This is a genomic window from Anaerosalibacter massiliensis (assembly GCF_024623155.1).
Taxonomy (GTDB): Bacteria; Bacillota; Clostridia; order Tissierellales; family Sporanaerobacteraceae; genus Anaerosalibacter; species Anaerosalibacter massiliensis.
In genome coordinates, this window is record NZ_JANJZL010000001.1 from 336,986 (window position 1) to 356,697 (window position 19,712).

The 19,712-nt window shown below is 30.0% G+C and carries 19 protein-coding genes; 2 read left to right on the forward strand and 17 right to left on the reverse strand.

The window, feature by feature from the left end; translation table 11 throughout:
- The first annotated feature begins 6 nt into the window (after nucleotides 1-6).
- Entirely contained in the window at nucleotides 7-888 is an 882-nt protein-coding gene (locus NSA23_RS01990; RefSeq protein ID WP_042681509.1) for an ABC transporter permease, read from the forward strand.
- Nucleotides 872-1,636, forward strand: a complete 765-nt coding sequence (locus NSA23_RS01995; protein WP_042681506.1) for an ABC transporter ATP-binding protein — start codon at nucleotides 872-874, stop codon at nucleotides 1,634-1,636. Before NSA23_RS01990 ends, NSA23_RS01995 begins: the two co-directional genes overlap by 17 nt.
- Before the next feature lie 68 nt (nucleotides 1,637-1,704).
- Here the strand turns inward: NSA23_RS01995 and sigG are convergent, their stop codons facing one another.
- The 17 genes from sigG to NSA23_RS02080 form a co-directional block, all read right to left on the reverse strand.
- A complete protein-coding gene (sigG, locus tag NSA23_RS02000) occupies nucleotides 1,705-2,478 on the reverse strand; it encodes an RNA polymerase sporulation sigma factor SigG (protein ID WP_042681504.1) in 774 nt (257 codons plus the stop codon).
- Nucleotides 2,479-2,607: 129 nt separating this feature from the next.
- The gene (sigE, locus tag NSA23_RS02005) at nucleotides 2,608-3,330 is read right to left on the reverse strand and encodes an RNA polymerase sporulation sigma factor SigE (protein ID WP_042681502.1); all 723 of its coding nucleotides are present in this window, start codon (nucleotides 3,328-3,330) and stop codon (nucleotides 2,608-2,610) included.
- A 15-nt stretch (nucleotides 3,331-3,345) separates the two neighbouring features.
- Entirely contained in the window at nucleotides 3,346-4,242 is an 897-nt protein-coding gene (spoIIGA, locus tag NSA23_RS02010) for a sigma-E processing peptidase SpoIIGA (protein ID WP_042681500.1), read from the reverse strand.
- Nucleotides 4,243-4,410: 168 nt separating this feature from the next.
- A complete protein-coding gene (gene ftsZ, locus NSA23_RS02015) occupies nucleotides 4,411-5,499 on the reverse strand; it encodes a cell division protein FtsZ (protein WP_042681497.1) in 1,089 nt (362 codons plus the stop codon).
- 26 nt (nucleotides 5,500-5,525) lie between these two features.
- Entirely contained in the window at nucleotides 5,526-6,767 is a 1,242-nt protein-coding gene (gene ftsA / locus NSA23_RS02020; RefSeq protein WP_042681495.1) for a cell division protein FtsA, read from the reverse strand.
- Between the two features lie 53 nt (nucleotides 6,768-6,820).
- Nucleotides 6,821-7,189, reverse strand: a complete 369-nt coding sequence (locus NSA23_RS02025; RefSeq protein WP_042681493.1) for a small basic family protein — start codon at nucleotides 7,187-7,189, stop codon at nucleotides 6,821-6,823.
- A gap of 1 nt (nucleotide 7,190) precedes the next feature.
- Nucleotides 7,191-7,922 carry a DUF881 domain-containing protein gene (locus NSA23_RS02030; RefSeq protein ID WP_042681492.1) on the reverse strand — a complete coding sequence of 244 codons (732 nt, stop codon included), beginning with the start codon at nucleotides 7,920-7,922 and terminating at the stop codon, nucleotides 7,191-7,193.
- Nucleotides 7,923-7,941: 19 nt separating this feature from the next.
- Entirely contained in the window at nucleotides 7,942-8,673 is a 732-nt protein-coding gene (locus tag NSA23_RS02035) for a DUF881 domain-containing protein (RefSeq protein WP_042681489.1), read from the reverse strand.
- 10 nt (nucleotides 8,674-8,683) lie between these two features.
- Complete coding sequence (locus tag NSA23_RS02040; protein WP_042681487.1) at nucleotides 8,684-9,445, reverse strand: cell division protein FtsQ/DivIB; 762 nt, start codon at nucleotides 9,443-9,445, stop codon at nucleotides 8,684-8,686.
- Nucleotides 9,446-9,497: 52 nt separating this feature from the next.
- A complete protein-coding gene (murA, locus tag NSA23_RS02045; RefSeq protein ID WP_042681485.1) occupies nucleotides 9,498-10,751 on the reverse strand; it encodes a UDP-N-acetylglucosamine 1-carboxyvinyltransferase in 1,254 nt (417 codons plus the stop codon).
- An 89-nt stretch (nucleotides 10,752-10,840) separates the two neighbouring features.
- Entirely contained in the window at nucleotides 10,841-11,941 is a 1,101-nt protein-coding gene (gene murG / locus NSA23_RS02050; protein ID WP_042681483.1) for an undecaprenyldiphospho-muramoylpentapeptide beta-N-acetylglucosaminyltransferase, read from the reverse strand.
- A 6-nt stretch (nucleotides 11,942-11,947) separates the two neighbouring features.
- A complete protein-coding gene (ftsW, locus tag NSA23_RS02055; protein WP_042681482.1) occupies nucleotides 11,948-13,054 on the reverse strand; it encodes a putative lipid II flippase FtsW in 1,107 nt (368 codons plus the stop codon).
- Nucleotides 13,055-13,057: 3 nt separating this feature from the next.
- Complete coding sequence (gene murD / locus NSA23_RS02060) at nucleotides 13,058-14,419, reverse strand: UDP-N-acetylmuramoyl-L-alanine--D-glutamate ligase (RefSeq protein WP_257490068.1); 1,362 nt, start codon at nucleotides 14,417-14,419, stop codon at nucleotides 13,058-13,060.
- A gap of 23 nt (nucleotides 14,420-14,442) precedes the next feature.
- Nucleotides 14,443-15,408, reverse strand: a complete 966-nt coding sequence (gene mraY / locus NSA23_RS02065; protein ID WP_257490069.1) for a phospho-N-acetylmuramoyl-pentapeptide-transferase — start codon at nucleotides 15,406-15,408, stop codon at nucleotides 14,443-14,445.
- Between the two features lie 29 nt (nucleotides 15,409-15,437).
- Nucleotides 15,438-16,904 carry a UDP-N-acetylmuramoyl-L-alanyl-D-glutamate--2,6-diaminopimelate ligase gene (locus tag NSA23_RS02070; RefSeq protein ID WP_257490070.1) on the reverse strand — a complete coding sequence of 489 codons (1,467 nt, stop codon included), beginning with the start codon at nucleotides 16,902-16,904 and terminating at the stop codon, nucleotides 15,438-15,440.
- 134 nt (nucleotides 16,905-17,038) lie between these two features.
- Entirely contained in the window at nucleotides 17,039-19,213 is a 2,175-nt protein-coding gene (locus NSA23_RS02075) for a stage V sporulation protein D (RefSeq protein WP_257490071.1), read from the reverse strand.
- A 13-nt stretch (nucleotides 19,214-19,226) separates the two neighbouring features.
- Nucleotides 19,227-19,697 (reverse strand): FtsB/FtsL family cell division protein, encoded by a 471-nt coding sequence (locus tag NSA23_RS02080; protein ID WP_257490072.1) that lies wholly within the window; start codon nucleotides 19,695-19,697, stop codon nucleotides 19,227-19,229.
- Nucleotides 19,698-19,712 lie beyond the last annotated feature (15 nt).

The following is a 19,712-nucleotide window of genomic DNA, read 5'->3' on the forward strand; positions in this document are numbered from 1 at the left end:
CTATTAATGAATTCACTTATTATAACATCCTTAGAACAGGGACTTATATTTTCTATTTTAGCTATGGGAGTATTTATAACCTATAAAATATTAGATATAGCAGATCTTTCTGTAGAGGGAACATTCCCCTTTGGAGCATTCATATTTGCAAAATTTATGTATATGGGGGTTAATCCGATAATAAGTACTTTAATGGCTTTCATCTTTGGTTCTTTAGCTGGATTGTTAACATCTATACTTTTTACAAAGCTAAAAATAAAACCTCTTTTGTCTGGAATATTAACTATGACTATATTATACTCTATAAATCTTAGGACTAATGGAAAAGCTAATATACCACTATTTAGTTATGATTCAATTTTTGATTTTAATTCTACATTAGTTGTACTAATTATAATTGTATTATTTGTAAAGATAATATTAGATCAATTTCTAAAAACAGAAACAGGTTATTTATTGATAGTAACAGGGGATAATGAATCTTTTATAAAAGCTTTAGGAAAAAATATCAACATGTATAAAACAATGGGAATGATGATAGCTAATGGACTTGTAGCTTTAAGTGGTGCTTTAGCATCCCAATTTCAAGGATTTGTAGATATTACTATGGGTAGTTCTATTATAGTAGTAGCCCTTGCTTCAATTATAATAGGAGATACTATAAATAAAGATTCAAATAAAATTAAAAATACAACAAGAGCAATACTAGGTGCAATAATATATAAATTTATAGAAGGAATCGTATTAGATTTAGGATTAGAGCCTACTGATTTTAAAGCTATTAGTGCAATAATAGTAATAATATTTATATCCTATAATAATTTTCTAGTAGATATCTTAAGCTTTAATAGAAGAAAAGGGGGAGTAAATTATGTTAAAAATAACTAATCTATGTAAAAGTTTCAACTCAAATACGGACAATCAAATAAATATATTTAATAATTTCAATTTAGAAGTAGAAACAAATACATCTACAGCTATAATTGGTCCCAATGGCTGTGGAAAAACTACTCTTTTCAATATAATTGGTGGAAATATATTGGCAGATCAGGGCAATATATTTTTAAAAGAAAAAAACATATCTAAACTAAAAGAAGAAGAAAGGGCTAAATATATTGGAAGGGTATATCAAAATCCTTCCATGGGCATATCTTCATCTCTTACCATTTTAGAAAATTTGTCCTTAGCTAATAAAAAAGGAGAAAAATTCACTCTAAAAAAATTATTAAAAAAAGAAAATATAGATAAATATATTGAACTATTAAAAGATTTAAGTTTAGGGCTTGAAAAAAAATTAGATACTAAAGTAAAGTTTCTATCTGGTGGTCAAAGACAAGCTCTATCACTAATTATGGCTACTATGAAATATCCTGATCTATTATTGTTAGATGAACATACAGCAGCATTAGATCCAAAAACATCTAATCTAATAATGGAAAAGACAAAAAAATTAATAGAAAAGTATTCCATAACAACAATAATGATTTCTCATAATATAAAAGATGCTCTTAAATATTCCGATAGAATAATAATGCTAAATGGTGGGCAAATAGTATTAGATAAACCAAGTGCAGATATAGATGAAAAGGAATTAATTCAAATATATATAAGAAAGTTTGAGCAAATTGTTGCTTAAATAAAACTTTAACTATAAAAAATCTATTCATTCTCAATTATAATTGAGAATGAATAGTCTATTATTTTTTAAATAAATTTCCTCATATTTTTCAATGCATTTTTCTCAAGTCTAGAAACTTGAGCTTGTGATATTCCAATCTCATCTGCAACTTCCATTTGGGTTTTGCCTTCATAAAATCTCAAATTTAATATATGCTTTTCCCTATCATTTAATTTATCCAATGCTTCTCTTAACGCAATTCCTTGAAGCCAAACTTCATCTTCACTTTTGTCATCCTTTACTTGATCCATTATATATATAGCATCCCCACTATCATGATATATAGGTTCAAATAGTGAAATAGGTTCTTGTATAGCATCTAGAGCAAAAACTACCTCTTCTTTAGGTAGATTTAAATCCTCTGCTATTTCTGTTACTGTTGGTTCTCTAGAATGCCTATTTACAAATTGTTCTCTTGACTGCAAAGCTTTATAAGCTATATCTCTTAAAGATCTACTAACCCTAATAGAATTATTATCTCTTAAATATCTTCTAATTTCTCCAATTATCATAGGAACAGCATAAGTAGAAAATTTTACATTATGACTTAAATCAAAATTATCTATAGCCTTAATAAGACCTATACAACCTACTTGAAATAAATCATCTACATGTTCTCCCCTTTTATTGAATCTTTGAATAATGCTTAAAACTAATCTTAAATTTCCATTGATAAACTCTTCCCTTGCCTCCATGTCTCCAGCTTTAATTTTTATAAACAATTTTTGCATTTCTTCATTGGTGAGAACAGGCAACTCTGATGTATTTACTCCACAAATTTCTACTTTGTTGCTACGCATTATTTATCTTCATCCCTTTCACCATTTTTTGCCCCTTTTAAGATAAAATTATTACCCTTATGCTTTTTTTTATTCATTAATTAATGTAAATAGATTAACCATTTTAAAGAAAAATCCTGTATCCAAGTATTAGACCATTCTACTTATCTCTTTTTCAAGTCTTCTTATAATTCTTTTTTCAAGTCTTGAAATATAAGATTGAGATATGCCTAATATATCAGCTACTTCTTTTTGAGTTTTCTCCTGTCCATTTCTAAGTCCAAACCGAAGTTCTACTATCTTTTTCTCTCTACCAGAAAGTTTCTCCATAGCTTGATCTAAAAGTTCTCTATCTATTTCCTCCTCTAGATATTTAAATATAATATCTGCATCAGTTCCTAATACATCTGAAAGCAATAGTTCATTTCCGTCCCAGTCTATGTTTAAAGGCTCGTCAAAAGAAACTTCAGATTTAACCTTATTATTCCTTCTTAAATACATAAGTATCTCATTTTCAATGCATTTAGATGCATATGTAGCAAGTTTTATCTTTTTTTCTGGATTAAAAGTATTAACAGCTTTAATAAGTCCTATTGTTCCAATAGAGATTAAATCTTCTACACATATACCTGTATTTTCAAATTTTCTGGCTATATAAACAACCAGTCTTAAGTTTCTTTCTATAAGTATACCTTTCACACTATTATCTTCCTTTAATTGGCATATGAGTTCTTTTTCTTCTTTTGGTTTCAGAGGCGGTGGAAGCACTTCACCACTCCCTATATAAAACACTTCCCTTAATAGCTTATACTTTGACCCTGTTTTCAACAAAAACAAACTAACTTTCATTCTGATTTTTACTAAATTACTCATGATATTGTCATCCCCTTAGTATAAAATTTCTGGGTTAAGTAAACCCTTATATTTATTGTCATTAGATAATTTATTATTATATATTCCCACTACTATTTCTTCTTCTATTTTCTTTTCTACAAATTCATCTACTATTAAAATTTCATCTGGACTAAACCCTAATAGCATACCACTCTCTGTTCCTATAGCCTTAAAAGGTATAACTCTTAGGTTTATTTCATCTATTGATTCTAGCATTATATCTGTTACAATATCTAAATCAAAATCATCATTATTCATGAACAGTCTCTGGACCTTCTCTGGAAGCAAATCTTTTATAGCAAAAAATTCAACTATTATTACAGGTCTTTGGCTAATAGGCTCCTTTAAAGAATTGCCTGTGTCAACTAATGCTACTATATTAGCTTTTTTATTATTTAAATTAATGATTATATTGGTTAAAATATCTTTCTTACCTAATTTTATTTGCAAATAACTAAATACATATTTTATTAAAATAAAAGATGTACAAACTCCTAATATTAAAAACTTCACTGGAAAATCTGTTATATAGAATACTCCATTGTAAACTGAAAACTTGCCATTTATTACATAAAATAGTGCAAAGGTAGCACCTGCAAAAACAAAAGCTGTCACATAAAACATAGATAATAGGCGGATAAAATCTGAAAATTTTTCTGGATTAAAAGCTACTATAATAATTAAAACTGACATTGAAATCTTTACTGTAAATTTAACCATAAATTTAAGAGATGGGAAAAACACTACTAAAGTATAGATTGCACCTATAAAAGCTGCCATTATCAACCTAAATTTACTTGTTTCGGTTCTAGTAATCTTTTTGGTTACATATAGTATAATATAATTAATAATAGCATTTTCTAAAATTAAGTACTCAGCATAAATATACATACAATGCCCCCTTTTAAAAAACCCTATACTCTACTTTTATTCATATAGAAATAAATTTATGTATATTATATATTATTTATCTAGAAAATATTGTCACTTCTTAGGCTCAAAAAAAATCGCCTCTCTATTTTGAGAAACGATTTTTTGACATAATATTTACTTTCTTCTTTATCTATCTTTTTTCCTTAAAAAAGTAGGTATATCAAGATTGTCTAAGTCAAATTGACTATCTGATATTTCCTCTCTAGTTTTCAGTTTTTCATCTGCACTAGGCTTTTCTTTGCTTTTTAGAGTTTTTCTATTTCCACCTCCAAAACCAGTAGCTATAACAGTAATTTGTATTTCCTCATTTAAACTATCATCAATTCCTGCTCCAAATATAATATTTGCATCTTGGTCTACTGACTGTCTAATTAAATCAGCTGCTTCATTAACTTCAAATATTCCTAAATCTCCACCACCTGTAATATTTAAAAGGACTGCCTTCGCTCCTTCAATAGAAGTTTCTAATAGTGGACTTTGTATTGCCTGCCTTGCTGCGTCTTGTGCTCTATTATCTCCAGTAGCCTTTCCAATGCCCATATGAGCTATTCCTTGATCATACATAATAGTCTTTACATCAGCAAAATCTAAATTAATAAGGGCTGGTACAGCTATTAAATCTGAGATTCCTTGAATACCTTGTTTCAACACCTCATCAGCCATAGAAAATGCTTCTACAATAGTAGTCTTTTTTTCTGCAACTTGCAACAACCTATCATTTGGAATAGTAACTAATGTATCCACTTTGTTTTTTAATTCATCAATACCCTTTTCAGCGTGGATCATTCTTCTTCTTCCTTCAAAAGTAAAAGGCTTAGTAACTACTCCTACAGTTAATATTCCTATTTCTTTTGCTATTTCTGCTACTATAGGTGCTGCACCAGTACCAGTACCTCCTCCCATACCAGCAGTAATAAATATCATGTCTGCCCCTTTTAATCCATCGGCAATTTCATTTCTACTTTCTTCTGCCGCTTTCATTCCTATATCTGGATTGGCTCCTGCTCCCAATCCCTTAGTTAATTTTTCTCCAATTTGTAACTTAGTCTCTGCCTTGGACGATTGTAATGCTTGCTTGTCCGTATTTATGGCAATAAATTCAACACCTTTAACACCACATTCAACCATTCTATTTACTGCGTTGTTGCCACCTCCGCCAACACCTATAACTTTAATATGTGCAAATTCTTCTACTTCCACATCAAAGTCAAACACGTCATAAACCCCCTTATCTAATAATGCTAAAAATATTCATCCCATATTTTCTTAAAAAATGATGTAATATTGTTTCCTGATTTTTTGCTAGAGTTACTTTTTTTAACTTCTGAATCATTATGTTCTATATAATAATTAAATTTTCTTTTAAGCGAATAATTAATCAATCCTAATCCTGTCGAATATATTGGGTCATCAATTCCTATAAATTTAGGTTTACCTATTCTTACAGGTAAATTAAATATTTCCTTAGCAAGTTCTTTAGAACCCGGAAAATAACCAACACCTCCACCAGTTAATACTATTCCAGTTAAAATTTCTTTTTTCAAATCATTCTTTATAAGTTCTTCATTAATCATTTCAAAAATTTCCCCTAATCTAGCTTCAATTATTGTAGACAATTGAGCTTCAGAAATACTAAGTTTCTGATCTATTCCAATAGGATTTACCTTTAACATTTTTTCATCGCTAGCCAAAGGGGTATAAGCTATACCAAACTTTCTTTTTATTTCTTCACTTTCATCAAAAGAAATTCTTAATCCAACGGATATATCATTTGTTATATGATTTCCTGCTATGGGAACTAAACCATTATATTTTAATTGATCTTTTTTAAAAACTGAGAAATCACTTGTTCCAGCTCCTATATCTATTATCAAGACTCCTAACTCTCTTTCATCTTTGTTAGATACAGATTCGGAAACTGCAAAAGGCTCAGGTATTAGTCCTAAAACCTCCATACCTACTTCATTTGCACTCTTAACAGCGTTTAAAATAGTTGTAGTAGAACCTATAACAATATCTACATCTGCCTCTAGTCTAATTCCTACCATCCCTAAAGGATCTCTTATTTCATCATAACCATCTATTATATATTGGGCAGGAATAATATCTATTATATGTTGATCTTGTGGCATAGATAAAATGGCAGCTGAATTCAACACCCTTTCTATATCTTCAGAATCAATTTCCTTATCTTCGCCAGATACAGCTATTATGCCCTTATTTCTTATAATCTTTGTATATCCACCAGGTATATTTACATAAGCTGTACTAACTTCCATATTTGCCATATTTTCAGCCTGTTCTAATGCATATAATATAGACTTAGAGGTAGAATCAATATCTACTACAATACCCTTTTTAATCCCTTCACAGGGGCAAGTCCCAACTCCTACTATTTGGAGTTGTCTATTTTTATCTATTTCACTGATAATAGCACATACCTTTGAAGTACCTAGGTCAATAGAGGTAATAAACTCATCCATAAATATGCCCCCTTTAGCCTAAATCTACTTTAGAATATCTAGTAGTCTTCTAATCATTCTTCTTTAATTTCCTCTTTCTTCTTCCTTGCACCTCTTTTAAATAAAAGTATTCTTCTAATAGATGCAAAATTGTCAAATAACCTTCCTCCAAAAGCAAAAATAGCTGCATAATATAAAGGTACTCCTAGTCTATCACCAATATAGGCTAAAAAAGCAGCTAATATTGCATTTCCAAAAAAACCTGATATAAATATTCTAGTGTCAAATGTGTTTTCTAAATTTGCCCTTACTCCTCCAAATACTGAGTCTAGGCAAGCTAGTATTGCTACTGATATATATAATGCATAAGTTGGACTATAGGTTATGGGAAGTATAAGTCCAACAACTACCCCTATTAAAATTCCTAACAATGCAAATAACAATTTAATCACCTTCTTTTATAGGTTTGGCATGTTTAAATTTAAATCTGCCAGAATATCCAGGAATAAAAACATTGTCTTCCATATTGGATTTTACATTTATTTTATTAAAATTTTTTATTTCATATCCATGAGTTCCAGGTGCATTGACAGCAGCATATAAAAGCTTAGGATCACCTATTGCCTTTATTATAAAAGGAGTTCCCAAACTTTTACCATTGATTTTAACTATAGGCCCTCCACATTTAATTTCAGACATAGGCATTACTCTTTGACCATTTATACTTATTGCCTCAGCTCCAGCCACTCTCAAATCATTTAATATCATAAGTATATCCATGTCATGAATTACATCATCACTAATTTCAACTCCCTTAATTTCTGTATCCTGATTATCTTGCATCTTAATCACTATCCCTGGACCCTCCATATCTGTAAGCCCAGCAATAGCTTTTGTCTCTTCAACTCCTTCAATCAAAACATCATGTATATTTTCATTACTATTGCCCTTTATTTTTTCTATTTTTTTCAATTCTCCTTTTTTAATTTCTATGAGTGATTTCATTTCCTTTATCTCATCATGGGCATTATTTATCTCATTTTTAGTAACTTGAATAGATTTTAAAGTAACTAAATTATAACTTTCTACATTTTGTTTCATTTGAGTCACAATTAAAAAACCTAGAAGTATACTAAAAACAAATAGTATAGAATTAAATTTACTAATTTTTTTCATATCCATCCCCCTAGGGTTGTTAATTGGCACTGTCAACTTTAGGCTTTGCATAAGTAAATTCTTGAGTTTTTCTATATTTAGGAATTTCAATATTTTTTTCCTGCTTCAATTGAACTATATAATCAGAATAATTTTCCAAATACCATAATATGCCACCCTTGAAAATTAGAGAAGATTCAAGCAAGGAAGGGTCTCCAATAGCTTTTATTACTATAGGTGCACCTACAGAAACTCCATTTACTTCAATGTGATTTCCAGCTCTAACTACTTCAGTATAGGCAGTGTATCTTTGATCATTTATAGATATAGCTTCTGCTTCAGAAGCATTTAAAACACTTATTATTTGCAATATAATATCATAATCATCTATTATACTAGACTCTTCACCAAGTTGAACATCCATAGGTGGATCATTTATCTCCAAAACTACTCCTGGTCCCTTCAAATCTGCATAACCTGCAAACATCCTATATTTTTCTAAATCCTTATATAGATTTTCAGTATATACATTCTTTTCTGATTCGCCTTTCTCATACTGGCTGATTTTTTCTTCAATATCATCTATTTCTTTTCTAAGTCCATCTCTTTCTTCTTGAATTTTCTTTAGTTCAATAGCTAATTGTTGAGATTTTTGAGTAGGCAAAACTCCTGTGCCTATTGTTTGGCTAACAGTCTTAAATTGTATAGCTAAAATAACACCTAAGAAAACACATACTAATGCAATTGCAACTCGTCCTTCAACCTTTTTCATTTAAATCCTCCTATTTATCATCAGTTACTATAATTGGATTCTCCCCTTTATTAAAGTATATGTATTTACAATTTAAGTCTTTTTTTGAAATATCCTCTAATATACTATAAAGGTATCTTAATTTATATTTTACATTATTTGAAGGTCCAAAGGCAACCTTAATTCCATTTCTTAATTCTATATTAATATTTTCCTTTTTTGACAAATTAATACTTTCTATTTGATGAAGTAGTTTAAACTCATCAGCTGTCTGTATAATTTCTTTTAAATTATTTAAATCTCTATCATTTTTAACAATAACTTCGTCTTTAACCTTGGGTCTTTCAATATCTATACCTTTAATTGCTGGTATTTTTTTTGTATCAGCTTCAGATTCAATTCTTAAAATAATTCCTTCATCATCAGAATATACATAAGACTCCATATAAGGTATAATAAATTTTTCTTTTCTCTCTAAGACTTTAATTACCAATTTATCAGGATATTTTCTCTTTACATTTGCTTCCTTTACATAAGGATGATATTTTAAATTCATCTCCATCTTCTTTGTATTAACCCTAAATATATTCTCATTTTCATAATTTCCTGCTGCATTAACAACTTCTTCTTCAGATAAATTTTCATTTCCCTCAACTTCCATTGAGGATATATTGAATAAATTTGTTTTAAACGATATCATAATAAAAATAAAAAATATCATTAAAAATATAAAAAATATAATTCCTTTTTGTTTCTTCTTTGATTTTTTATCAACATTTACCTTTTTAGTCATTCAATACACCACCTAGTGCTTGTCCTTGCAAACTACAGCAGCAAATAGCTGCTTATTCTATCTTCACAATATCTGCTCCTAGTTTTCTCAAGTTTTTATCTAAATCTTCATAGCCTCTTTCTATATGAAAAATATCTTCAACTTCAGTAGTTCCCTTGGCTTTTAAACCTGCTAATACTAAGCTTGCTCCACCTCTTAAATCCTTTGAAGTCACTTTTGCACCTGTAAGTTCTTTAACCCCTTTTATTATAGCTACCTTACCTATTATTTTAATATTAGCTCCCATTCTTATTAGTTCATCTGAATGCTTAAATCTATTTTCAAAAACTGTCTCTGATATAATACTTGTACCATTGGCTATACTTAAAAGAGCCATCATTTGGGCCTGCATATCCGTAGGAAATCCTGGATAAGGTAGTGTCTGCGTCATTTCAATACAGTTTATCTTTTCAGGACCTATAACCTTCAACGAACTATTATCATTATATATTAAACAACCTGCCTCTTTTAATTTAGCTACTATAGCTTGAATATGATTGGTTTCAATATTTTTTACTACAACTTCTCCACCAGTTATTGCTGATGCTGCCATATAAGTTCCCGTAACTATTCTGTCTGACATAATTGTATATTCTACATCTTCAAATTTATCTACTCCTTCAACCCTTATAATACTAGTACCAGCACCAGATACCTTTCCACCACATTTATTTAAATAATTTTGTAAATCTATGATTTCTGGTTCTCTTGCTGCATTCCTTATAATAGTAGTTCCCTTTGCTCTCACAGCAGCCAATATAGTGTTTTCTGTAGCACCTACACTTGGATAATCTAATTGTATTTCACAACCTTTTAGTTCCTTACAACAACAATATAAAAAGCCATGGGATTCATCTATTTCAGCTCCCATTTGTCTCAATGCCTTTAGATGTAAATCTATAGGTCTTGGACCAATTTCACAACCCCCTGGGTAGGATACAGTTGTCTCACCACATCTAGCTAGCATAGAACCCATAAGTATAATTGAAGAACGCATTTCCCTTACTAGTTCATCTGGAATATTTGTACTACTTAAATTTCTAGAATCAACATACATAATATTGTCCATTCTTTCCACTTTGCATCCAATGGAAAGTAATATTTTTTCCATTATATCTACATCTCTAAGATTTGGAGTATTAAAAATGGTACTCCTATTACCTCCAACAATTGTAGCTGCTAAAATAGGCAAAACAGCATTTTTAGCCCCTGACACAGAAACTTCACCTACTAATCTTTTGTCTCCATTAATTATATATTTCCCCATCATAACACCTCCAGAATATGCAACAACTATATATTAGATATAATATATTCTATGCATATTCTAAAAAGGTGTTACATAGCTAAAATTTATTAAATCATTTCCTCTATTATATCGACAATCTCATTAACTGCCTTTATCTTTCCAAGTTTTTTGCTGTTTTCTTTCATAGAACTTAATTTTTCCTTATCTTTTATTAACTCTTTAATAGTATTTTCTAAAACCTCTCCTGTTAAACTTTCTTCTAATATAACTACACTAGCACCTTTTTTTTCAAGAGCTTTTGCATTATATACTTGATGATTTTCTGCTGTGTATGATTTAGGAATTATAATGCTTGGTATTCCTAATGCAGTTATTTCTGAAAGAGTTATAGCGCCTGCACTTGTAATAACTAAATCTGCAATACTCAAACCCTTTGGCATATCAAAAAAATAAGGAAGTACTTGAATGTTTTCTTTTATAATTATATTTTCTTTAGTTAAATTATTTATAAAATCATCATAAAATCTTTTACCTGTTACATGAAGTATTTGTATATTAGAATTATTAATATTTTCCTTTATTACATGAAACATACTGTCATTTAATTTTTTTTGTCCTCCACTTCCTCCAAAAGAAAGCAAAAATGGAATATCTGATTTTATATTTAGTTCTTCATAAGCTTTATCTTTATCTATTGAAAATAAGCTTTTTCTTACTGGATTTCCTGTTATGTACATTTTATCAGGATACTTAAAATATTTTTTAGACTCTTCAAAACTTAATGCTATTTTATTTACATATCTAGATAATATCTTATTAGTCATTCCAGGAAATGCATTTTGCTCATGTATAATAGTTGGTATCTTTTTTTTGCTGGCAATATAGACTACTGGACCACATACATAACCACCAGTGCCAATTACTATATCCGGTTGAAATTCCTTTATAATTTTTTTTGCATCATTAAGACCTAAAAACAACTCTTTAACAGTCTTAAAAATTTCTTTTGATATTTTTCTAGGAAAGCCCTTCACCCTTACAGTCCTAAAATCAAAACCTTCCTTAGGAACCAATTCGCTTTCCATTCCTTTTTCTGTTCCAACATATAATATTTCTGCATTCTTGTATCTGTCCCTTATTTCATTAGCAATGGCTAAAGCTGGATATATATGTCCTCCAGTTCCTCCACCAGTTATTAAAAATTTCATTTGTTTTCAACTCCTATCCAATTCTGTATGTCTTGATATATTTAGAAGTATACCTATAGAACCCATATAAAGAATTAAAGATGTTCCACCATAACTAACTAAAGGCAAAGGAATCCCTGTAGTAGGAACGGAAGATGTAACTACTGCTAGATGTATAAGGGTCTGAACGGTAATAAGAGCCGTAATTCCTGAAGCTAATAAACATCCAAATAAATCTTCAATATTTAAAGCAATTTTAATACCTCTCCATATAATTAATAAAAACAACATTATAACTGTAAGAGAACCTAAGAAACCAAGTTCTTCCCCAATTATGGAAAAAATAAAATCATTATAAGGCTCTGGTATATAGAAAAATTTTTGTCTACTCTTTCCTAGACCTAAGCCAAATAAACCTCCAGAACCTAGGGCATATAGAGATTGGACTGCTTGCCATCCATACCCAAGTTTATGCTCAAAGGGATCCAAAAAAGCTTTAACTCTTAAAGATCTAAATTCTTCTCCTGATATAGCCTTGTAGACTCCTAGTACTCCTATCGGCACAAGGCCTCCAAAATAGATCATCTTAGTTCCGGCAACAAACATAATACTTAAAAGTGTAAGAGCTAATGTGAAACTTGTACTAAAGTCTCTTTGTAGGAAAATCAAACCACAGGACAAGCCTATAATAATTAGAGAAGGAACAATCCCTTTCCAAAAGCTTTCAATATCATCTTTTTTCTTTGCTAATAAAGATGATAGATATATTATAGCTCCTAGCTTGATTATATCTGAAGGCATAAAAGTAAATGATTCTCCTACCTTAACCCATCTCTTAGCTCCATGAAATTCTGTTCCAAGAGGTGTAAAAATAAGCAATCCAGAAAGCAAAGACATTATGAAAATAGGTAAAGCTATTTTATTTAATTTTTTATAATTAAAATTCATAAAAAAAACTAGAGTTATCAATCCTAAGAAACTTGCTATTAGTTGCTTTCTTAAAAAATAATAACCATCTTTCAATTTATGAAGTGCATCTGGCCAACTAGAGCTAAATACCATAATTATACCAATAAATACTAATAATATGGTAGATATAAGTAAAGTAAAGTCACTAGCCCTTTTTCTTGCCATTATCTAATCCTCCTTTAAACTGTAAACAGCCTTCTTAAAATCTTTTCCCCTTTCTTCAAAACTTTTATACATATCCCAACTAGCACAAGCTGGTGAAAGTAGAATCTTATCTCCACTATTTCCTAATTGAAAAGATTTATTAACTGCTTCTTTTATACTTCCTACTATATATATATTATTGAACCCATGTTTAATTGCAGTTTCTTTAATTTTTTTGCTAGTCTCACCTAAAAGAATTAAATATTTTAATCTACCTTTAAAAACTTCTACAAATTCATCGAAATCAGATTCTTTATCCTTACCTCCTGCTATAAGAATTATTGAATCTTCCAATGCCTTTATAGCTTCTATACTAGAAACTGGGTTTGTTCCCTTTGAATCATTATAAAACTTTATACCCTTAATACTAGTCACATATTCTATTCTATGTTCCAATCCTTCAAAATTTTTTAAAACATCTTCTATAACTTCTATATCTATGCCCATTGACCAACTTATAGCTATACTGGATAGTACATTTTCTAAATTATGCTTTCCCGGCATCTTAACTTCCTTCCAAGGTAGAACTTTAATAGCTTCTTCCCCATCTTTTATAACTATATCTTCCCCATCAATATATACTCCATCATCTAATTTATTATTTACACTAAACCATATAATATTTGAGTTTATACTATCTTTTGATTTTCTTAATATCTCATCATCATAGTTAAGTACAGTAAAATCAGTATCATCTTGACTTTTAAATATTTTTTTCTTACAATCGATATAATTTTTATAAGATTTATGCCAATTTATGTGATCTGGAGTTATGTTTAAAATTGTGCTTACTTTAGGTTTAAATTTTTCGGTACTTTCTAATTGAAAACTACTTGCTTCTACTATAAATATATCTTCTTCTTTAGAGTTCACAGCCTCCCAAAGTATTCCTACTCCTATATTCCCTGTAATATGACAACTATATCCAGCTTTTTTGAAAATTTCTCCTGTCAATGTAGTAGTAGTAGTTTTTCCGTTAGTTCCAGTTATCGCTATAAATTTGTTCTTAGGAATAATTCTGTAAGCCAATTCTAAATCATTTATTACTTCAATATCTAGTTTTTTAGCTTTTTCAATTATTGGTATATCAAAAGGTATCCCAGGGCTTTTAACAATTAAATCCACATTATTTAATGGAATATCATTAGTACCTAAAAAAAGCTTTACAGGGTAGGGAGATATATCCTCTAAAAATTCTTCTAGCTCTTCTTTCTTCTTTAAATCACTTATTATAATATCAGCCCCTAATTTATTTAAAGCTTTGACAGTTGATACTCCACTTATCCCTAAACCTAATATGAGTACAGTTTTGTTTTCTAACTCCATATAAAACACCTATCTTTCTAAAATTAATTTATACTAGCTACTCCAATCAAACAAAGTATAACAGTTGTAATCCAAAAAACTGCAACAACTCTAGTTTCTGACCATCCTTTTTGTTCGAAATGATGGTGAAGAGGACTCATTAAAAAAACTCTCTTTCCTGTTAATTTATAAGAAGTTACCTGTATTATTACTGACAATGCCTCCACAAAATATATTCCTCCTACAATAGGAATTATTAAGGGTAAATTCAAAAGCACTGCCAGTGCAGATACCGCTCCTCCTAAGGCCATAGAGCCTGTATCACCCATAAAAATTTTAGCAGGATATGCATTATAAACTAAAAACCCAAGGCATGCACCAGTTAATGCTGAAGCAAATACAGAAAGACTATCCATTCCCCAATTTAAAGAAACTAGGCCAAAAAAAGATAGCACTATTAAAGTTACTCCCGTAGCCAATCCATCTAGTCCATCTGTCAAATTAACACTGTTTACAGTACCTACTACTACAAATGTTATAAAAGGTATATAAAGCATTCCTAAATCCAAATATTTATTGCTTACAAATGGGATAATTATCTTCGTACCTAACATAGATGTATTAGATTGATAAATAGCTAATAATGCTGCTAGAACAAATTGACCAATTAACTTTTGATAGGGTTTAAGTCCCAAGGATCTTTTCTTTACAACTTTTATAAAATCATCAATAAATCCTATAAGTCCAAAACCAAAAGTAGATAAAAGTAAAATATACATATCGCTATTTAACATGCCTGAAGTCAATATAGTGATTAAAAGTCCAATCACCATAATAATTCCACCCATAGTAGGAGTACCACTTTTTTTGTAATGAGTTTTTGGACCTTCCTCTCTAATACTTTGCCCAATTTTCATTTTTCTTAAAACAGGTATTAATATAGGCCCTAATATAACAGTTATAATAAAAGAAATAACAATAGTACGTATTGTATCAGTATAATCCACCATTATTTTTTCTCCTCTCTAGTATATATAAATTAATTCTTTATTTCCTTTAAAAAATCTAAAACTATTTGTCTTTCATCAAAAGGAAGAACTTCATTGCCAATAATAGTATATGTCTCATGGCCCTTTCCTGCAAGCAAAATAATATCTTTGGGTTTGGCATTTTTTATAGCATATTCTATAGCTTCTTTTCTATCTACAACTTTTATATAATTATTATTAACTTTCTTAACTCCTTCTACTACATCATCAATAATCCTCATTGGCTCTTCATTTCTAGGATTATCAGAAGTTACAATTAGAAAATCAGCATATTTCCCTACTGATTCTCCCATAATAGGTCTTTTTGTTCTGTCTCTATTTCCACCTGCACCAAAAACAGCTACTATTCTTCCCTCTGCAAATTCTTTTATTGTGGATAAGACTTTTTCAAGTCCATCTGGAGTATGTGCAAAATCTATTATAACCGAAAAATCTTCATTGGTAGGAACTATTTCAAATCTTCCTCTAATTCCTTCTACAGCTTCCAACCCTTCCTTTATGCCCTTTAGATCTATTCCATAACAATATGCAACACTAGCAGCTGCCAATGCATTGTAAACACTAAATTCTCCAGGAATATTAAAAGATATGTCTATTGAACCTTTAGGTGTATTTAATTTAAAATCTACACCTTTTAAATGATATTCTATGTCTGTAGCATATATAGTAGATTTTTTTTCTATTCCATAAGTAATTGTAGAAATATCTAAATTCTTAGTTTCTTCTATTATCCTTCTTCCATATTTATCATCTATATTAATTATATTGCATTTATTTGTCATATAAAATAATTTTAATTTGGCATTAAAATAATTTTCTACAGTATTATGATAATCTAAATGATCTCTACTTAAATTTGTAAATACCCCTATATCAAAATTACAATATTCTACTCTTTTTAAATCTAGAGAATGGGAAGAAACTTCCATAACACAATGTTTTGTACCTTCTTTCAGCATAGTATAGAGATATCTTTGTATCCATAATGATTCTGGAGTTGTATTTTCTGTACTTAATACTTCTCCATCTATAACACTGCCCATAGTACCGATTACTCCAGTATTTTTGTTGACTCTATCTAATATACTCTTAACTAAATAAGTTATAGAAGTTTTTCCATTAGTCCCTGTTACTCCTATAACCTTCATATTTTGTGATGGCTTTCCATAAAAATTTGAACTTATTCTAGCTAAACTATCTCTACCATCTTCTACTCTAATTATAGTTATATCTTCTCTATCTAATTTAATATCCTTCTCAACAACTAAAGCAATAGCACCTCTTTCTATTGCTTCTTGTATATATTTATGACCATCAGATTCAAATCCTTCTATAGCCACAAATAAATAATCCAAGTCAATCTTTCTTGAATTATAGCCAATTCCCTTTATATCTTTTTCCAAATCTCCATGAATTTTTTCTATCTCTAATCCTTCGATTAAGTTTTTTATCTTCATCTTTTCACCTCTTCAGTTTTCTTGCACATACCTTTATATTATCCAGTATTTAGTTAAGAATAAATCCTTCTCTAAAACCTGATCCACTATAAAAATTAATTAAAAGGCAACTTTAAAAGTCGCCCTTTACTATATTACTCTTTAGTATCTGAAAATTCAACTTCTACAGTTATATTTTCATCAATTTCTATTCCTGCTTCAGGCTTTTGATCAACTACTATGCCATTTCCATTAAAGTTATATTTCACATTCAAACCGTCTAAAATTTTAACTACTTCTTCTCTATTCTTTCCACTTAAATCTGGCATTATCTTCTCATTAGATTCTTTCCCCTTTTCATTAAAATATAAGTCTACAATAGAACCTTCATTAACTTTAGTTCCTGGCAATGGAAATTGATCTATAACTATTGCATCCTCTGTAATATTTGGTATTTCCGTATTATATTTGAAACCAAGTTTTGTCAACATTTTACCTGCATCTACTATATTTTTATTTCTTACATCTGGAACTTCTACTGTTTTAGCCAGTTCTTCTTTTTCTTTTTCAGTGTATTTAGGTTTTACATCTAGATACTTCAATGTTTCTTCAACTACCTCGCTAGCTGTGGGAGCCGCAGTACTTCCTCCATAATAGCTTGCACCACCTGGTTCATCCACTACTACTAATACAGCTACCTTAGGATCATCTGCCGGTGCTACTGCCACAAAAGAGGCAATATATTTACCTGGAGCATATCTTCCATCTATTACTTTTTGAGCTGTTCCAGTTTTTCCAGCTATTCTATACCCAGGCACATAAGCATTTTTACCAGTACCTTCTGATACTACGGATTCTAGTATATCTAATAGAGTATCTGAAGTCTCTTTAGATATAACTTTTCTTCTAGCTTCTGGCTTAAAACTTTGCACAACCTTTCCATCTTCATCTATCAATTCCTTCACCAATCTAGGCTTCATTAAATCTCCACCATTTGCTACAGCTGAAACAGCCGTTACAAGTTGAATAGGAGTCACTGCAATTCCATGACCATAAGACATGGTTGCAAGATTTACCTCCTTCATATTTTTAGGATTTGTTGGCACAATTCCTGCCTGTTCTCCAGTCAAATCTATTTCCGTATTTTCTCCAAATCCAAATGCTTTTACATATTTAAGCATTTTTTCGCTTCCTAATTTTCTACCTACATCTACAAAAACAGCATTACAGGAGTTCTGAGCTCCTTCTTTAAAAGTTTGACTTCCATGAGGATTATACCATCTCCAACATTTTATATTTGCTCCTGGAATACCTTTAATCTGACCTCCACAATGAAATCTTGTCTTTGGAGTTGTCACATTTTCTTCTAAACCAGCAGCTGCTGTTATGATCTTAAAAGTAGAACCCGGTTCATATGCATCATTTATAGCAAAGTTCCTCCACATATCATACCATCTTTTTTCAAGTTCCTGATGTGGTAAATCCTTCCACTGTGCTTTTATTTCTTCATCTATTGGTTCTCTTGGATTATTTGGATCATAATCTGGCTTAGTAACCATGGCTAAAACATCTCCTGATTTAGGTTCCATTACAATAACAGATACATTTTTTGCATTATTCTTTAAAAGAGATTCTAATGCTGCCTTTTCAGCAAAATGCTGTATAGTTTCATCTAAAGTAAGTACTACACTTAAGCCATCCTCTGCTTCATATAATTTCTCACCACCATATGGAAGTTGTCTTCCCTTTGCATCAGTAGTTTTTATCCACTTTCCTGGTGTCCCATTTAAATATTTATCATAAACTTTTTCAATACCATATAAACCATTATTGTCAATATCTGTAAATCCAATTATATGGCTTGCAAAATTTCCATAAGGATAATGTCTTTTATTGTCATCAATAATTTCTATGCCTGGTAAATTAGCTTTTCTAAGTTTTACGGCTTCTTCTTTAGTTATCCATTGTTTAATTTTCTCTACTCTCTGCTGTTTGGTTATTTTTTCGTAAATCTCTTTTTCATCCATATCTAATATTTCAGCTACTACTTTAGCAGTCTCTTTAGAATTTTTAATATCAGCTGGACTACTCCATACGGTGTAAGAGCTAATGCTCATAGCCATTTTTTTGCCATTTCTATCATATATTACTCCTCTTTTTGGTTTTATATCAATACCCTTAGTCCATTGTTCTAATGCACCTTTTTTTAGCTCTTCACCTTTTACAATTTGTAAATATCCTAATCTTAATATAAGCACGAAAACAAAAAATGATACAACAAAAAATATAATTACTAATCGTTTTTTAGTCCTATTGCTAGGTGCTGGCATTTGCCCGAACCTCCTAGAATTTCTTTAATATTATATCCATCATATTTTTTAAATACCCAACTATAAAAAACTCATCTTTTTCTTTTGCTTCTTTGTTATCTTCATTATCTTTAATTCCTTGTTCATCAATAGATACATAAACTACTTGTTCATCTGTAGGATAATCCATGCCAAGCTTTACCTTTGCATCTTCTTCTATTTTAGAAGCACTTTTAACTCTGTCAAGTTCAGCTACTGCCTCCTGTTTTTCCTTCTCTAATTGATTCTTTTCATTTTCCAGTTTTGATACTTCCAGTCTCATTTTTGTGATATAAGTATATCTTAATAAAATAAATAGACAAGTTAATAATATTATAGTTGCACAAAGTAAAAATTTCAATTTATCATTAGATTTATTTTTTTTATTTTTATTATTTTTCTTCGGCTTTCTCGTCTTATTTCTTTCTGTATAATAATGGTTTTCTTCCCGTTTAGCTACTAACAAATTTATTCACACCTC

What these genes read in the sequence shown, in the direction of transcription:
- murA (WP_042681485.1), bottom strand. Translation starts at nt 10,751, where the DNA reads ATGGGGAAATATATAATTAATGGAGACAAAAGATTAGTAGGTGAAGTT.
- spoIIGA (WP_042681500.1), bottom strand. Translation starts at nt 4,242, where the DNA reads ATGTATATTTATGCTGAGTACTTAATTTTAGAAAATGCTATTATTAAT.
- NSA23_RS02030 (WP_042681492.1), bottom strand. Translation starts at nt 7,922, where the DNA reads ATGAAAAAAATTAGTAAATTTAATTCTATACTATTTGTTTTTAGTATA.
- murD (WP_257490068.1), bottom strand. Translation starts at nt 14,419, where the DNA reads ATGGAGTTAGAAAACAAAACTGTACTCATATTAGGTTTAGGGATAAGT.
- NSA23_RS02070 (WP_257490070.1), bottom strand. Translation starts at nt 16,904, where the DNA reads ATGAAGATAAAAAACTTAATCGAAGGATTAGAGATAGAAAAAATTCAT.
- NSA23_RS02075 (WP_257490071.1), bottom strand. Translation starts at nt 19,213, where the DNA reads ATGCCAGCACCTAGCAATAGGACTAAAAAACGATTAGTAATTATATTT.
- murG (WP_042681483.1), bottom strand. Translation starts at nt 11,941, where the DNA reads ATGAAATTTTTAATAACTGGTGGAGGAACTGGAGGACATATATATCCA.
- mraY (WP_257490069.1), bottom strand. Translation starts at nt 15,408, where the DNA reads ATGGTGGATTATACTGATACAATACGTACTATTGTTATTTCTTTTATT.
- ftsA (WP_042681495.1), bottom strand. Translation starts at nt 6,767, where the DNA reads ATGGATGAGTTTATTACCTCTATTGACCTAGGTACTTCAAAGGTATGT.
- sigG (WP_042681504.1), bottom strand. Translation starts at nt 2,478, where the DNA reads ATGCGTAGCAACAAAGTAGAAATTTGTGGAGTAAATACATCAGAGTTG.
- ftsW (WP_042681482.1), bottom strand. Translation starts at nt 13,054, where the DNA reads ATGGCAAGAAAAAGGGCTAGTGACTTTACTTTACTTATATCTACCATA.
- NSA23_RS01995 (WP_042681506.1), top strand. Translation starts at nt 872, where the DNA reads ATGTTAAAAATAACTAATCTATGTAAAAGTTTCAACTCAAATACGGAC.
- sigE (WP_042681502.1), bottom strand. Translation starts at nt 3,330, where the DNA reads ATGAGTAATTTAGTAAAAATCAGAATGAAAGTTAGTTTGTTTTTGTTG.
- NSA23_RS01990 (WP_042681509.1), top strand. Translation starts at nt 7, where the DNA reads ATGAATTCACTTATTATAACATCCTTAGAACAGGGACTTATATTTTCT.
- NSA23_RS02040 (WP_042681487.1), bottom strand. Translation starts at nt 9,445, where the DNA reads ATGACTAAAAAGGTAAATGTTGATAAAAAATCAAAGAAGAAACAAAAA.
- NSA23_RS02035 (WP_042681489.1), bottom strand. Translation starts at nt 8,673, where the DNA reads ATGAAAAAGGTTGAAGGACGAGTTGCAATTGCATTAGTATGTGTTTTC.